The organism is Tepidibacillus sp. LV47, from assembly GCF_048381575.1.
Lineage (GTDB): Bacteria > Bacillota > Bacilli > Tepidibacillales > Tepidibacillaceae > Tepidibacillus.
Genome location: NZ_JBLWIF010000003.1, coordinates 70,285 through 86,304, shown reverse-complemented (window position 1 = coordinate 86,304; position 16,020 = coordinate 70,285). Strand labels below are relative to the sequence as shown.

Annotated in this window: 15 protein-coding genes and 1 pseudogene; 15 read left to right on the top strand and 1 reads right to left on the bottom strand. The window is 35.6% G+C overall.

Annotated features, from left to right (window positions below):
* Window positions 1-78: 78 nt before the first annotated feature.
* The 3 genes and pseudogenes from ACMW72_RS05300 to ACMW72_RS05290 all read left to right on the top strand — a co-directional run bounded on the left by ACMW72_RS05300 (window position 79) and on the right by ACMW72_RS05290 (window position 4,530).
* Window positions 79-1,575 carry a DnaB-like helicase C-terminal domain-containing protein gene (locus ACMW72_RS05300; protein ID WP_418367808.1) on the top strand — a complete coding sequence of 499 codons (1,497 nt, stop codon included), beginning with the start codon at window positions 79-81 and terminating at the stop codon, window positions 1,573-1,575.
* 78 nt (window positions 1,576-1,653) lie between these two features.
* Window positions 1,654-2,949 carry a Glu/Leu/Phe/Val family dehydrogenase gene (locus ACMW72_RS05295; protein WP_418367807.1) on the top strand — a complete coding sequence of 432 codons (1,296 nt, stop codon included), beginning with the start codon at window positions 1,654-1,656 and terminating at the stop codon, window positions 2,947-2,949.
* A 137-nt stretch (window positions 2,950-3,086) separates the two neighbouring features.
* Window positions 3,087-4,530: pseudogene (locus ACMW72_RS05290) on the top strand (IS1182 family transposase).
* A gap of 131 nt (window positions 4,531-4,661) precedes the next feature.
* Here ACMW72_RS05290 and ACMW72_RS05285 read toward each other — a convergent pair.
* Window positions 4,662-5,636: an asparaginase gene (locus ACMW72_RS05285; protein ID WP_418367806.1), complete on the bottom strand. Its 975-nt coding sequence runs from the start codon at window positions 5,634-5,636 to the stop codon at window positions 4,662-4,664.
* 259 nt (window positions 5,637-5,895) lie between these two features.
* Here ACMW72_RS05285 and ypeB point away from each other — a divergent pair, with 259 nt between their 5' ends.
* From ypeB to ACMW72_RS05225, 12 genes are all read left to right on the top strand, one after another.
* Entirely contained in the window at window positions 5,896-7,242 is a 1,347-nt protein-coding gene (gene ypeB, locus ACMW72_RS05280) for a germination protein YpeB (RefSeq protein ID WP_418367805.1), read from the top strand.
* A 103-nt stretch (window positions 7,243-7,345) separates the two neighbouring features.
* Window positions 7,346-8,014 (top strand): flagellar brake protein, encoded by a 669-nt coding sequence (locus tag ACMW72_RS05275; RefSeq protein WP_418367804.1) that lies wholly within the window; start codon window positions 7,346-7,348, stop codon window positions 8,012-8,014.
* 51 nt (window positions 8,015-8,065) lie between these two features.
* Entirely contained in the window at window positions 8,066-8,278 is a 213-nt protein-coding gene (locus ACMW72_RS05270) for a hypothetical protein (RefSeq protein ID WP_418367803.1), read from the top strand.
* A 99-nt stretch (window positions 8,279-8,377) separates the two neighbouring features.
* Window positions 8,378-9,061 (top strand): (d)CMP kinase, encoded by a 684-nt coding sequence (gene cmk / locus ACMW72_RS05265; RefSeq protein ID WP_418367802.1) that lies wholly within the window; start codon window positions 8,378-8,380, stop codon window positions 9,059-9,061.
* Window positions 9,048-9,641 (top strand): lysophospholipid acyltransferase family protein, encoded by a 594-nt coding sequence (locus tag ACMW72_RS05260; RefSeq protein ID WP_418367801.1) that lies wholly within the window; start codon window positions 9,048-9,050, stop codon window positions 9,639-9,641. The genes cmk and ACMW72_RS05260 overlap by 14 nt, the downstream gene beginning before the upstream one ends.
* 370 nt (window positions 9,642-10,011) lie before the next feature.
* Window positions 10,012-11,172 (top strand): 30S ribosomal protein S1, encoded by a 1,161-nt coding sequence (gene rpsA / locus ACMW72_RS05255; protein WP_418367800.1) that lies wholly within the window; start codon window positions 10,012-10,014, stop codon window positions 11,170-11,172.
* 93 nt (window positions 11,173-11,265) lie between these two features.
* Window positions 11,266-11,880 (top strand): hypothetical protein, encoded by a 615-nt coding sequence (locus tag ACMW72_RS05250; protein ID WP_418367960.1) that lies wholly within the window; start codon window positions 11,266-11,268, stop codon window positions 11,878-11,880.
* Window positions 11,870-12,772 (top strand): YIEGIA family protein, encoded by a 903-nt coding sequence (locus ACMW72_RS05245; protein WP_418367799.1) that lies wholly within the window; start codon window positions 11,870-11,872, stop codon window positions 12,770-12,772. The genes ACMW72_RS05250 and ACMW72_RS05245 overlap by 11 nt, the downstream gene beginning before the upstream one ends.
* A complete protein-coding gene (locus ACMW72_RS05240) occupies window positions 12,756-12,950 on the top strand; it encodes a capping complex subunit for YIEGIA (protein ID WP_418367798.1) in 195 nt (64 codons plus the stop codon). The genes ACMW72_RS05245 and ACMW72_RS05240 overlap by 17 nt, the downstream gene beginning before the upstream one ends.
* Before the next feature lie 83 nt (window positions 12,951-13,033).
* Window positions 13,034-14,353, top strand: a complete 1,320-nt coding sequence (gene der, locus ACMW72_RS05235) for a ribosome biogenesis GTPase Der (RefSeq protein WP_418367797.1) — start codon at window positions 13,034-13,036, stop codon at window positions 14,351-14,353.
* A 19-nt stretch (window positions 14,354-14,372) separates the two neighbouring features.
* Window positions 14,373-15,428: an NAD(P)H-dependent glycerol-3-phosphate dehydrogenase gene (locus ACMW72_RS05230; protein ID WP_418367796.1), complete on the top strand. Its 1,056-nt coding sequence runs from the start codon at window positions 14,373-14,375 to the stop codon at window positions 15,426-15,428.
* 5 nt (window positions 15,429-15,433) lie between these two features.
* A complete protein-coding gene (locus ACMW72_RS05225) occupies window positions 15,434-15,781 on the top strand; it encodes a 2Fe-2S iron-sulfur cluster-binding protein (protein ID WP_418367795.1) in 348 nt (115 codons plus the stop codon).
* Window positions 15,782-16,020 lie beyond the last annotated feature (239 nt).

Genomic DNA, 16,020 nt, shown 5'->3' with positions numbered 1-16,020 from the left:
AATACAGGAAGTTCTTTTTATTAAAAAAGAATTTTCTGATAATTAAATCTTCGATACAATAAAAGGGGGAGGGAAAAAATGGAGGAACCAAACAAAAAAGTGCAAAGATCGATTTCTGATGAAGAGATGATTCGATTAGTAAAATATTATCAAGACCAATTATCTGAGGAAGCCAAACAATATTTAAGAGAAAGAGGAATTACGCAGGATACGATTGAAAAATTTAATATTGGTTATGAAAAAGATACGATTGGTTTTAAACCCTATTATAAAGATTTTAAAGGATATTTTCGAAATCGTATTGTTTTTCCGTTATATACAAAAAAAAGAAAAGTTGTTGATTTTATTGGTCGAAGTTTAGATGGTAAAGAACCAAAATATAAATCTCTTATTGGGATAGGAAATGTCTTTTTCAATGAAACCGTATTAGAACAATCACAAGATGTCATTTTTTGTAACTCCATTTTTGATGTATTATCACTAGATCAAGTGAATTTACCAGCCGTTTGTATGGTTGATCATCAATTATATAATGAACAAATCGCACAAATGGAAGGAAAACGGGTTTTTATTTGTTTTGGCAATGATGAGTTAGGAAGAAGAGAAAGCATTCGTTTAGCAAAAATCTTAGAACCTTATATAAAAGAGCTATATGTAATCAGACTGCCTCAAGGTCTAAAAGATATTAATGATTTTTTCGTTCGAGTAAAGGATCCAGTGGAACAATTTATTAAATTGATTAATTTAACATTAGAAGAAAGTATCTCTCGTCCGATTGCTTCTGAACAAAAGAACCTGATCATCTATCAAGAAGAATACAATAAAAGGCATAAGGGAATCGTAAGCGGGATTAAAACAGGTTTTCAAGATTTAGATCACTTACTTATGGGGGGCTTACAAGAAGGATTATACCTATTTGGCGGAAATGTATCCGTAGGAAAAACAACGTTTTTAAAACAACTCACAGATCAAATTGCCAAACATGTTCCAGTTATTTATGTATCATGGGATATGACTGCTTTTGAGTTGTGGGTTCGGACAATGGCGCGATTTTCCAAGCATCCTATTCAGGTTGTACTGTCTGGAAAGGCACAGATTAAAGATATTCAATTAGCAAATCAAAAGTATGCAGAGATTGCCAAACGTATTTGGATAGTTGAAGCTTCGCTAACATCAAGTTTAGAGGAAATTACCATTTATATCAGTAAAATTCTTCAAGGATTAGATACAAAACCTGTGATTATTTTTTATCACTTACAAAGGATTCAAGTGAATAAGGGAAAAGGCATTGTAAACGAGGAACAACAACTTCAAGTAACTTTCCACCTGAATTCATTATCAAGAGCCTGGGGGTTACCGATAATTTTGGCAACATCATTAGCAGAAGAGGAATTGCCAAATGGTTTACTTGCATCTGTCGATGTTTATTTAAGCTTAGAAGAACAATCAAAAGACCACAAAATTCCTATTATATTAGAGCTTAAGAAGAATCGAAATGGAGCTTTAGGAAGGGTTCAATTCCTATTTAATCGCGTAATCGGCGAGTTTTCAGAAGCATCAGAATATACAGATTAGGAAAAAATATCTTCTCATTCGAAATTTAACGATGTATACTACTGGTAGAACTTATAAACATATTAGAGGTGGTAAACAATGGGACAAAACGACGTGATAACCGGTGAAAATAGTGAAAGTGAAGTTAAAGATAAAGAAAATTTAAATGTACTTCACGCAACACAGGCCGTTATTAAAGAAGCATTAGAAAAACTAGGTTATCCAGAAGTGATGTATGAATTGTTAAAAGAGCCTTTACGACTCCTTACCGTTCGTATACCTGTAAGAATGGATAATGGTGAAGTAAAGGTATTTACCGGTTATCGTGCTCAGCATAATGATGCTGTCGGCCCAACAAAGGGTGGAGTTCGATTTCATCCAGATGTAACAGAGGATGAAGTGAAAGCGCTTTCGATGTGGATGAGTATTAAGGCAGGTATTATGAATTTACCCTATGGTGGTGGTAAGGGCGGAATTGTCTGTGATCCCCGTGAAATGTCTTTTAGGGAACTAGAACGATTAAGTCGTGGATATGTACGTGCGATTAGCCAAATCGTAGGCCCTACAAAAGATATTCCTGCACCAGATGTTTTTACCAATTCGCAAATTATGGCCTGGATGATGGATGAATATAGCCGTATTCGTGAATTCGATTCTCCTGGTTTTATTACTGGTAAGCCTCTTGTATTAGGCGGATCACACGGGCGTGAGTCAGCAACTGCAAAAGGAGTTGCAATCATGATTCGAGAGGCTGCAAAGAAAAAGGGAATCCAATTAGAAGGTGCAAAGGTCATCGTTCAGGGTTTTGGCAATGCGGGGAGTTACTTATCCAAGTTCATGTATGATGCCGGCGCAAAAGTTATCGGTATTTCTGATGCTTATGGTGCCTTGTACGACGAAAATGGTTTAGATATTGATTATCTTTTAGATAAAAGGGATTCGTTTGGTACCGTGACGAAACAATTTAACAATACGATTACCAACAAAGAATTACTGGAAAAAGAATGTGACATTTTGGTTCCTGCGGCAATAGAAAATCAAATCACAGCAGAAAATGCTCATCGCATTAAGGCGAAAATTATTGTTGAAGCAGCAAATGGACCAACAACAAATGAGGCGACAAGAATTCTTACGGATCGTGGCATTTTAATTGTACCCGATGTTTTAGCAAATGCTGGTGGGGTTACGGTATCCTATTTTGAATGGGTACAGAATAACCAAGGGTATTATTGGTCAGAAGAAGAAGTTTGGAGAAAATTAGAAGAGGTAATGGTAAAGGCTTTTGAAAACGTATATAATACTGCAATTTCTCGTAAAGTTAATATGAGGTTAGCAGCCTATATGGTCGGTGTTCGCCGAATGGCTGAAGCTGCCCGATTCCGTGGTTGGGTATAATGAACAAGAGGCTGTCCCAAAAGCGTTCGCATAGCGTTCGCTATTGGGACACTTTTTTAGGCAAAAAAAGAAGAAAACCGTTCCTTTTTTGGTATAATAGAGTCACCACAACCCTACCAAGAAAGGACGGTTTTCTTATGTACATTTATTATAACCGAGATCAACTCATTTTGCCAATGGATCTTGAAATTCTCATTCCAGAACATCATCTTTGCCGGATCGTGGATCTAGCAGTGGAAAAATGGATCCGGCTCTGCTCGTTTCCCTCTATCCTGGCGGAGGCCGCCCAGCCTATCATCCGAAAATGATGTTAAAAGTCATCCTGTATGCCTATGCCAATCGGATCTACTCCTCTCGCCAAATCGCCAAGCAGTTGAAAGAAAACATTTACTTTATGTGGCTATCCGGCCATCAAACACCGGATTTTCGCACGATCAACCGATTTCGGTCGGAACGGATGAAAGACATCATTTACGAAACGTTTTTCTCCATTGTCGATCTTCTGCGTCAAGAAGGGCTCGTCAAACTAGAGGATTACTTTCTGGATGGAACGAAAATCGAAGCCAATGCCAACAAATACACATTTGTTTGGCGCAAATCAACGGAAAAGTACGATCAGAAGTTGGAAGAGAAATTCCGGCAAATCGTGGCCACGATCGAACAGGTGGCGAAAGAAGACGAAGAGGCAGAACAAGAAGGGGATTTTCAAGAAAAGCTGGAGGCTTCACCGATCACGTCCGAAGAGATCGAAGCCGTGATCGAACAAGTGGAAGAGCGCCTAAAGAAAGAGCCGAAGAACCGCACGTTAAAGAAAGCCAAACGGCAATTGGAACAAGAGCTTCTTCCACGCAAGAAAAAATATGAAGAATACAAAGAAGTATTAGGTGAACGGAACAGCTTTTCGAAGACAGATCCGGATGCGACATTCATGCGGATGAAAGACGACCATATGAAAAATGGCCAGTTAAAACCGGGATACAATGTACAAATGGGAACGGAAAACCAATTTATCGTAGGATTTAGCGTGCATCAACGGGCGGGAGATGCCGGATGTTTCATTCCGCATTTTGAGCAATTGGCCGCCTATGGACGCCCGATGCCCAAACGAGCCATTGCGGATTCCGCCTATGGGAGTGAGGAGAACTACACGTACTGCGAGAAAAAGAGGATGTCGCACTGATCAAGTACAACACGTTAGACCGAGAACAAACGAAAGCGTGGGCGAAAGAGATCGGGCGAATCGAGAACATGACGTATGATGAGGAGCTGGATGAGTGGATTTGCGCCAAAGGCAAAGGCACGAAAACCATCTGCGTATCTTTAAAACATCAACAACAACGGCAGGAAATCCGGGAACGGCTGTCCACGGAAGAAGGGGCGGCGACGTACCGAAAACGACAAGTCGAAAACGAGCCGGTGTTTGGGCAAATCAAGCACAACCAGCAATTCCATCGCTTTTTGTTAAGAGGGCTTCCAAAAATTACTGTGGAATGGGGGCTTATTTGTGCTGCCCACAATTTGAAAAAGTGGGCGGTCACCGTCCACCCAAGGAAAAGAAAAAGGGAGAACATACGGGGATGAGAAGAAACAGATCCTTTGAGAAAGTAAAAAATATCCAAATGATGTAAAAACAAAAGCAGGAGGCTGTCCTCAAAAAGTCGTTTTACCGACCTTTTGGGACATCCTCCTTTTAACGTTTTTAACGCATTTTTTTATCGATCAAAATATTTCTGTAAATCTTCGCTTTTTTCTTTAAATAAATGATAGGTCACCATTAACTTAATTCTCGCTTTTTGCCCATTTAAGCCATTAGAGAATATAACTCCTAATTGTTTTAACTGTTTTCCCCCACCTTCATAATCATAGACATCATCAACAAATCCGTTAAAAGACCTTGAAACAAGGACAATAGGTATTTGCTTATCTATAGCCCTTTTAATCCCTTTTACCATTTTTGGGGGTAAATTTCCTTGTCCTAACGCCTCAATCACAATCCCTTGATAATTATTGTCAATATAGGTATTGATTAATAAATCATCCATTCCAACTGCTGCTTTAATTAGGCCAATTTTTGCACTTGGAGGAACTGATTCGTAAGTATCCCGAATTAAGGGAGCGTGAGAAAAACGTATCTCTTTTTTGGTAACTGTTCCAATTGGACCTGTAGAAGGGGATTGGAACGTTGCAATATTACTGGTGTGCGTTTTCGTCACATATCGTGCAGCATGAATTTCATCATTAAAAACGACAAGAACTCCTTTTCCACGAGAAGATGGAGCTTTTGCAACGCGTACGGAATTGATCAAATTTAAGGGTCCGTCAGCTCCAAGTTCATTACTACTTCTCATTGCCCCTGTTACAACGACAGGTTTTTCGCTTGTAATAAGTAAATCAAGAAAATAGGCAGTTTCTTCTAATGTATCTGTACCATGAGTGATGACAACTCCAGAGATATCCTCTTTTGATAGATATTGATTCGTATGTAATGTAAGTTGATACATAATTTCTGGAGTCATATGAGGGCTTGGAATATTAATAAAATGATCCATTTCTACAGGCCCGTATTCTTCCAAATAAGGCATCATTTGAACAAGCGTGTCTTGGTCAATAGGTTTTATTGTTTTCGTTTTTAGATCTTCACTCATGGCGATCGTGCCACCAGTTGTGATAATGACAACTTTACTCATTTTTACTCTGTCCTCCATGCAGTAAAAGTGATATATCTTCAATTATTATATACAACTTAAATAAGGACCAGTTAAATTTTTCATTATTCTGGATAAAATGATTGAAGTGGAGGTTTTTGCATAATATGCATTTTCTAAACTCAAAATAATAAAGATCATATATTACCCAATAACAAAATAAAACTAGATGGATTATAAAAGTTGCAAGGAAAAAAATGGGTAAATCGGATATTTGCCGATAAAAGGAGTGACATTTGTAATGATTAAATGGGTTACTGGAATATTAATTCCTGTTCTACTTATCGCATTAGTTGGAGTAGCTTATTGGGGCTATCAAGAGAATCAAGAGAAAAATTCAATTCTAATTAAGGCTGAAAACCAGTATCAACGAGCTTTTCATGATCTCAATTATCATATTGATTCTCTTCATGATGAAATTGGAAAGGCGCTTGTTGTAAATTCTAGAAGACAACTTTCTCCTTCACTAGTGAACGTTTGGAGACTTGCTTATACTGCTCAAAATGACGTCTCCCAACTACCTTTAACATTAATGCCCTTTAGCAAAACCGAAGAGTTTTTATCGAAAATCGCTGATTTTACATATCGTGTAGCTGTAAGAGATTTGGAAAAAGAACCATTAACAGATAAAGAATACAATACGTTGAAAACATTGTATAAACATTCAAAAGATATTAAACATGAATTAAATCAAGTTCAAACGAAGGTGCTTACCAATCAATTACGCTGGATGGACGTGGAGATCGCTTTAGCAGACCAAGATAAAAAAACGGATAATACGATTATTGATGGATTTAAAACCATTGAGAAAAAGGTTCAAGAATACCCTGAAATTGATTGGGGACCAGCAATAGCCAATCTTGAAAAGAAAACAAAAGAGAAAGAGAAAAATTTGCAGGGGAGTTTGATAACACAAGAGCAAGCAAAACAAATTGCATTACGCTTTTTAGGTTTATCAATTAACGATAAAGATGTAAGAGTATCATCATCTGGAAAAGGATCCAATTATGAAGTGTATAGTGTCCAAATCGAAAAAGATCCAACAATTGACCTTGATGTAACCAAAGTTGGGGGAAAGGTCGTTTGGATGATCAAAAATCGCCCAGTTAATGAAAGCCGTTTAACTACTGAACAAGCGCTGGCAAAAGCTAAACAATTTTTAGAAAATCATCATTACAAGTCTATGGTTCCAATTGGCATCGATGATTTTGATAACACGAATATCATCACATATGCTTATCAGCAAAACGGTGTAGTGATTTATCCAGATGTTGTCAGTGTAAAAGTGGCTTTAGATAATGGCGAGATTATCGGTTTTCAGTCAACGGAATATGTATTTAATCACAAAAATCGAAAAATACCTACTCCAAAAATCACAAAAGAGGATGCTCGTAAGAAAGTAAATTCTAACCTAGAAATATTAGCTACACGTCAAGCAGTGGTTAACAATAACATTGGAGAAGAAGTATTAACCTATGAATTTACGACTTTATTCGATAATAACCATTATAAAATCTATATTAATGCATTAACTGGAGAAGAAGAGTTAGTTGAAAAAATGAAAAATGGAGATATTCTGCCAAAATAAGCTGTAGAATTGGGACTTTTGAAGATTTGTATGGCAAATCACGAAGGTCCCTTTTCATGTTATAATGAGTAAAAAGTTTTTTCACAATAGCGGAGGGGAGAGAATGTTACCACAAATCAATCAAGTGGTGTATCTGAGTACCGATTTTAAATATGAATTTCCACTTAAAACCAGAATTGCAGAGATCAATCATCAATACCTTAGTATTGAGATACCAATCAACGAAAAAACAGGAAAAATGGAGAAAATAGCAGTTGGAAGAAGAATTATACTGTTCTTTGTAACCAAAGATCAAGGCCAATATATGTTTGATACAACCGTAATTGATGAAAAAAAAGATCAAGTAGAATTACTCGTTTTACAACTTCCAGAACCTCACCAAATAAAACGGTCACAACGAAGAAATTTTCTAAGAGTTCCTGTAAGTATCGAAACTTCCTTTCACCTTGAAGATGGGCCAAAAAAAGAATGGTTTGTTGTAAAGGCCCTTGATTTAAGTGGCGGGGGAATGCAAATGGTTGTTCCAAATTCAATTCCCCTACAAAAGGGTATAAAAATAAATGGTTGGCTTGTTTTGCCTTATATTATAGAAGACAAGATTGAACATATAAAATACCAAGCAGAAATTGTAAGGATTTCTACTCCAAAAGAGGATGCAAAAGTAAACTGGGTCTCAATTAAATTCACAAAAATCACAGAAACATCTAGAGCAAAAGTCATTCGCTATTGTTATCAAAGGCAAGTAGAGCTACACAAAAAAGGAATGATCTAAATTTGAATGTTCCTAAAAGAAAGTGGAAAAAATAGTTTACAGGTGATGAATATGGGGACTAAAAATCGTTATCAACCTTTTGAAGAGCGTTTTTTGCGGTTATCGATTAAAGTAGAATCCTTATTAAAAAAAATTTTACTCTTATTTATTGCCATTTTAATCATAGTGCAATTGCTCCTTTCATTTGATTTTTTTCGAAAAACCTTTATACCTATAGAAAAAATGGAAGGTTCGATTCAGTTTAAAATTGATTTCCCAACCTGATTATAGTACAATTAAAAATGTCTTTCTAAATAAATTTCAGTCAGCATTAGCAGGCAATTGTCCTGCTTTTTGTATGTTTTTTGTTTGGAGGATTTTTCGATGAAGATTTCCATTGATGGACCAGCGGGAGCCGGAAAAAGTACTGTTGCAAAGAAAGTGGCAAAAGAATTGGGTTTTGTATATATCGATACGGGTGCCATGTATCGAGCCTTAACATATATGGCAATAAAAGAACAAATTGATTTACATAATGGGGAAAAATTAGCAACATTGTTAGTCAAACATCCAATCGAATTTCAAATAGAAAATAATCAACAAAGAGTAAAGATAGCTAACCAAGATGTAACTGAGTACATCAGAACGCCGGAAATATCAAAATATGTATCACTTGTTGCTAAACATGAACAGGTTAGAAAAGAGATGTTAAAAATCCAACGTCAATTGGCGGAAAAAGGAAATATCGTTATGGATGGGCGGGATATAGGAACGAATGTTCTACCTGATGCTGATTTAAAAATCTTTCTTACCGCTTCCATTGAAGAAAGGGCAAAAAGGCGTTATCAAGAATTGTTACTGCAAGGGTATAAAGGATCAATTGAAGAGATAAAGCAAGATATCGCGAATCGGGATAAACAAGATCAAGAAAGAAAATTCGGCCCATTAAAAAAAGCAAATGATGCCATTTTAATTGATACAACCCAATTATCCATTGATCAAGTGGTAACTCGTATCCTTCAATTAGTCAAAAAATTTCAAGAGGGTGGAAAAAATGAAATTATATAAAACCCTCAGGCGTATTGTTTTAACCTATTTTCAATTATTTTTTAAGTTTCGTGTAAAAGGAAAAGAAAATATTCCTTCCTCTGGACCAGTAATTCTTATTGCAAATCATATCAGTAATTATGATCCGCCAGTATTAGCAAGTGCAATTGATCGTCCAATACGTTTTATGGCAAAAGAAGAACTATTTAAAATTCCCTTATTTGGAGCTTTTTTATATAAGGTTGGAGCTTTTCCTGTGAAAAGGGGAGGCAACGATCGAAAAGCGATTAAACAAGCCTTTCAAGTGCTAAAGGAGAATCAAGTGCTTGGGATATTTCCAGAAGGTACACGAAGTAAAACAGGGCAATTAGGAAAAGGTATGCCTGGAGCTGCATTACTTGCGATTAAATCAGATGCGGAAATTATTCCAGTAGGGATTCAATCAACCTATAAATGGTTTCAGCCAATCCATATTAATATTGGTCGACCAATTCCTTTAGATTCATATAAACAAGAAAAGGTCAAATCGGAAGATTTAGAGGAAGTTATTGGAATTTTAATGGCACATATCCAAAAACAACTGGATGAAATGAAAGGTTAGATAAATGACTGTTTTTATCATTAGTATGATCTATTATGGAATCATCTTTTTTTTATTGAGCATAAGTAAAATCATCGTAAAAAGATGTTTGCTTTTCAATTGTTCTTTATTACAAATAAAGAAAATGGTATGGAACGTTTTAATTCGCTTTATAATAAATTTAACTGTTTTATTTCTTTTTATCTTACTTTTTTTTCTAAAGCAAATTTCTCTTTCTATTTTATTTTTATCAATCGTAGTAACAAGTTTTTTATTTGTGCTTATGTTCATTTATTTTTTTCGAAAATTAAAATAGTGTATATGCACTTTCCCGATCGGCAAGTGTACTATTTATACAAATGAATGACTTTTCTTAGGAGGGAACTCATTTATGGAAATGAATCATTATGAATTAACCAACCTAACGACATTAAAAAAAGGGGATATCGTTAAAGGAAAGGTAATCAAAATTGAAGATAAACAAGCCATTATTGATGTTGGTTATAAATTCGATGGAATTCTTCCAATCGGTGAAGTCTCCAATATTCATATTGAGAAGATAGAAGAAGCAATACAAGTGGGGGACGAATTAGAATTAAAAGTTCTTCGGATTAATGATGAGGAAAAAAAATTAATTCTTTCAAAAAGAGCTGTGGATCGTGAAAAAGCTTGGAAAATATTGCAAAAAAGAATGGATAGCAATGAAGTGTTTGAAGTGAAAGTAGCGGAAATCGTTAAAGGTGGTTTGCTTGTCGATGTAGGCGTCCGCGGCTTTATTCCCGCTTCGTTAGTAGGAAATCATTATATTGAAGATCTATCTGATTTTAAAGGAAAAACGTTGCGAGTTAAGATTGTAGAACTAAATCCAGAAAAAAATAGAGTTATCCTTTCACAAAAAGATGTATTAGAAGAAGAAGAAAAGGAAAAGAAGAAAGCTTTATTTTTAAAGTTTCATGTAGGTGATATTACAGAAGGAACTGTAAGAAAAATTACAGATTTTGGCGCATTTGTTGATATTGGAGGAATTGATGGACTTGTTCATATATCGGAAATTTCTTGGGATCGTGTAGCAAAGCCTTCTGATCTTTTAAAAATAGGTCAAAAAGTGAAAGTAAAAATCATTCGTTTAGATCCCGAAAATGAAAAGATTAGTTTAAGTATTAAAGAAACAGAACCAAGCCCATGGGATAAAGCTATGGAAATATTAAAAATAAATGAAATCTACCGGGGTACAGTTAAGCGACTAACAAGCTTTGGTGCTTTTGTAGAAGTGTTGCCAGGTGTCGAAGGTCTAGTACATATTTCTCAAATTACAAATCGGCACATTGGTCAACCAAGTGAGGTATTAAAGGCAGGCCAACAAGTCAATGTGAAAGTATTAGATATCGACCGTGAAAAAGAGCGCCTCAGTTTAAGTATAAAAGAAGCGGAAGAAAAAGAAACGAAGATTGAAAAAATTCCTTCGGAATACGAGAAAAAAGATTCAGGGTTTACTATTACTTTAGGTGATGTTATCGGAGATAAATTAAAAGAATTTAAAAACTTGTCTTAGAAGTCTTAAACCCATGTAAATCATGGGTTTTTTTTGTTGAAAAAAAGAAATAATACTTATATAAGCAAGGAAGGTGGTTGAAACCGTAATGGGATAACAGGTAGTCTACTTCTTCTTATTTTTATTATTTTATATAGTACTGGATGGTTTCGTTCTAGAATTCCTTTAGAGCCAAAAAAATTATTATTTTTTATCATCTTATTCTTTTGCTTATCTTGGATTGAGATTCCTTTTTTGAAAGGAAAAGCAAATCTTGGAGGATTTGTCCTTCCTCTGATCATTTATTTTTATCTATGGATTTATTTTGATCAGAATCGGATTTATTCGTTTACTTCAACCATGTTTGTTGGTGCCATCTATTTTGCGGTAAAGAATGTTTTGCATATGGAGCCAGTTTTTATCATTTATGATGAATCTTTGCAAATTTCCTTGTTTCTTACCATGATTATTCTCTTTATGGCCCAGAATTTGCTGGAAGCCATTCAATTGTATTTGGGTGGAACAATTGCTTTTGAATTATTTTTTCTTTATTCCAATGAAAGGCATTTAGTAAAGGAATTTATATTAGGAGAACAAATGGTAAGAGATATCCTTGTGTTTGGGTTAATAGAAGTCTGGATGACATGGATGTTGTTTGAACATATCAAACAATGGTTCAAACAAAGAAAAATTCACATTTGGAGGAATAAACAAATCAATGGTGAATAAAGAGATGGTTGCTGTTATTCTTGGAGTATTCGCAGGATTTTTCAGTCGAATCTTCATGTTGCGAACAGATTATCGCCAATACCCTACCCATAGACACGGTAAAATCATTCATCTATCGTTAGGATTTATTGCTGCAGGATTAGGTGCAGTTGCAGTACCTGCTTTGTTGGAAGAAAATTATACAGCAATTACCTTTTTAGGATTAGCTGCTCAACAATTTCGTGAAGTTCGAAATATGGAAAGGCAAACATTATCAAGATTAGATGAACTAGAATTAGTTCCAAGAGGTTTGACCTATATTGAAGGAATTGCGATGGTTTTTGAAGGTAGAAATTATTTAGTGATTTTTACTGCTTTTTTTACTTCTATGGTTACTAGTTTTTCCAATTGGAAATTAGGTATTGTGGCTGGAATCCTATCTATTGTCATTAATCAAAAATATATGTCAGGTTTAAATATCAAAGATATCGCAGATGTAAGACCAGCAAGGATTAAAATAGAGGGACCTCATCTATATGTTGAAAATATATATATCATGAATATTGGTTTACATACAACACAGGAATTAATTGAAAAACAGGGTATAGGTATCATCATAACGCCTAAAGATTTAAATAGCAGTGTAACATTAGCGAATTTAGGACAACGTCAAGCGATTCTTCATAATTTATCAACCATATTAGGGATATATCGTGATTCAGGTGAACCATCACTAGTTCCATTAATTAAAAGAGATTTAAATGATGGAAGGTTAGGCATATTTTTTCTTCCTCAAATTAAAGATGTAAAAGAAGCAATACGTATTGTCAATCTTGTACCAGTATTAGAAAGTGCAATTCGGTTACCATCTGATTCGCAAGAAAAGAGGGACAAAAATGGGAATGACAATTGAGAAATATATTTTAGCGATTGTTACCATGAACGCAGATCAAGTGAAAAGTAGTGGCACTCCAATCTTTTTCGCGAAAAGTGAAGAAGAATTACAAAGAACAGCATTTCTGCTTGAAAAAATTTTAGACGGAATCGCTCATGATTTAGAAAATGGAACGTTGATTATCGTGCGACATTAAGGATTGACTTGATCGATTAATTCTTTTGTTGATAATATTATAGACGCAAATATTTTCCATTCGAATAGAAAGGTTGATCGTTGATGTCAAAACCAGTAGTAGCACTTGTAGGTCGACCAAATGTAGGGAAATCTACACTTTTTAACCGTATTGCACAAAAAAGGATTGCCATTGTTGAGGATACTCCAGGAGTCACACGAGACCGAATTTATAGTACAGCTGAATGGCTGAACCATAAATTTCACATTATTGATACGGGCGGCATTGAAATTGGAGCAGAAGATGAAATTCTTGTTCAGATAAAGCACCAAGCAGAATTAGCTATTGATGAATCAGATGTCATTGTGTTTGTGGTTGATGGAAAAACGGGATTGACACCAGCAGATAAAGAAGTGGCCGACTTACTTTATCGTTCTAAAAAACCAGTTGTCTTAGCTGTGAACAAAATCGATAATAAAAAAATGCTGGATGAGATTTATGAATTTTATTCTTTAGGTTTTGGCGATCCCTATCCTGTATCAGGCGTTCATTTGACTGGATTAGGAGATTTACTAGATGCCATCGTTTCCCACTTTCCACCACAAGAAGAAGAAGTAGAGGATGACGATGTCATTCGGGTGGCGCTAATTGGTCGTCCCAATGTTGGTAAATCTTCTCTAGTAAATGCAATATTAGGAGAAGAACGTGTGATTGTAAGTAACGTAGCAGGCACAACTCGTGATGCGATTGATACACCATTTTCAACAGAAGATCAAGATTATATTTTAGTGGACACTGCTGGTATGCGAAAAAGAGGTAAAATTTATGAAACAACGGAAAAATACAGTGTTTTAAGAGCTTTAAAGGCGATTGATGACGCCGATGTTGTCTTAGTTGTTCTTGATGGCTACACAGGGATAACGGAACAAGATAAGCGCATTGCCGGATATGCTCATGAAGCAGGAAAAGCCAGTATTTTTGTTATAAATAAATGGGATATCGTAGAAAAAAATGATAAAACTATGCATCAATTCACACAAAAGATTCGCGATGAGTTTCAATTCATGACTTATGCTCCTGTTGTTTTTGTTTCGGCAAAAACAAAACAAAGAGTTCACAAGATATTGCCCCTTGTAAATGAAGTTGCAGAGGCTCATTCCATGAGGGTATCTACTTCAATTCTCAATGATGTGATTGCAGATGCTATTATGATGACACCTCCTCCATCGGATAAGGGGAAACGCTTAAAAATAAAATATGTGACCCAAGTAGCGGTAAAACCACCTACTTTTGTGATTTTTGTTAATAATAAAGAGTTAATGCACTTTTCCTATGAAAGATATTTAGAAAATAAATTAAGGGAGGCTTTCGGATTTGAAGGTACCCCAATTCGTTTGATCACTCGTGATACAGAGGAATCATGATAAGAAAGGGGATTTAAAAATGGGGGAAAAACTCTCTGTAGCCGTAATTGGGGCTGGAAGTTGGGGTACTGCCCTTGCGATGGTTTTAGCCAATAATGGTATCCAAGTGGAGCTTTATACAAGGAGAGAAGATCAAAAGAAGGAAATCAATACCAAACGTACAAATCAGAAATATCTTCCTGGTATCTATTTACCCGATTCGATTCACGCAGATACAGATTTAGAAAGAGTTGTTAAGAAGAAACCTTTTATCATTCTTGTTGTTCCTTCTCATGTGATGAGATCAACGGTTAGAAAGATAAAAGATTTGGTTACTGAAGATACGATGATCATTCACGCTATAAAAGGACTAGAGGAAAATACCTATAAAAGAATGAGTGAAGTGATTCACGAAGAACTCCCTTACCTTCCTAAGAATCAAATCATGGTTTTATCTGGGCCAAGCCATGCTGAAGAAGTAAGTCGATTTACACCAACAACGGTTGTTGTTTCTGGTGAAGATCTTACTCTAGCTGAAAAAGGACAAGATTTATTCATTAACCAGAATTTTCGTGTTTATACCAATACCGATTTAATTGGGGTAGAAATTGCGGGGTCACTTAAAAATATTATTGCTTTAGGTGCAGGCCTTTCCGACGGATTAGGGTTTGGAGATAATGCAAAAGCAGCTCTTATTACACGAGGGCTTGCAGAAATCACTAGGTTGGGGATAGAATTAGGAGCAAACCCATTAACATTCCTTGGCTTAGCAGGAGTGGGGGATCTTGTTGTTACTTGTACTAGTCGGCATAGTCGAAACTGGAGAGCTGGATTCCAACTAGGTAAAGGGGAAAGGCTTAAGCAAGTTTTAGAACAGATGGGAATGGTTGTTGAGGGTGTAAAAACAACGAAAGTTGCTTATCAACTTTCTCAACATCTCCAAGTAAAAATGCCCATCACCCAAGAATTATACCGAGTATTATTTGAAGGAAAATCCCCTAAACAAGCAGTGGAAGATTTAATGGGCAGGGTTAAAACACATGAGATGGAAGAAATTGCATTTGAACAGTTACTACGATTTGAACAGAAAGGATGACATCTTTGTCAGTAATCATCAGTTTTTTTCCTAATAATAAAAAGATCGAAGTGAAACCTGGAACAACGATATTAAAAGCAGCGATTAAAGCAGATATCCACCTTGCTCACAAATGTGGGGGTAAAGGTGCTTGTCTCACTTGTAAAGTAAAAGTTGAGGATCCATCCAAAGTTTTAGCACCTAGCAAAATTGAACAAAGAAAATTAGGACCAACATATCTTCAACAAGGAATGCGGTTAGGTTGTCAAACAAAGGTATTGGCAAGCGTTAAAATAGAGATTCCTGAAGATCCTTTAAAGGCTGCCATACGCAAACAATTGGCAAAACAAAGGGAGCAAAATTTTGATGATTAGTGTGTCATCAAAGCTTGTATTTTCCATACACTAGAAAATACAAGCCTTTTTTTATTATGTGGCTGCTTTGTAAACACAACTCCTTGATATTTTTGTATAAATTTGTTTTAGGTTTAAAGTGATGGTGTTCTATTCTGTGTTTCTTTATCATAGATATTTAGTGTTTAGTGAACCAAGCATACTAAGAGGCAAGAAAGAAAATTTACTATTGATGTCATAAACGAAATAACGATCACATA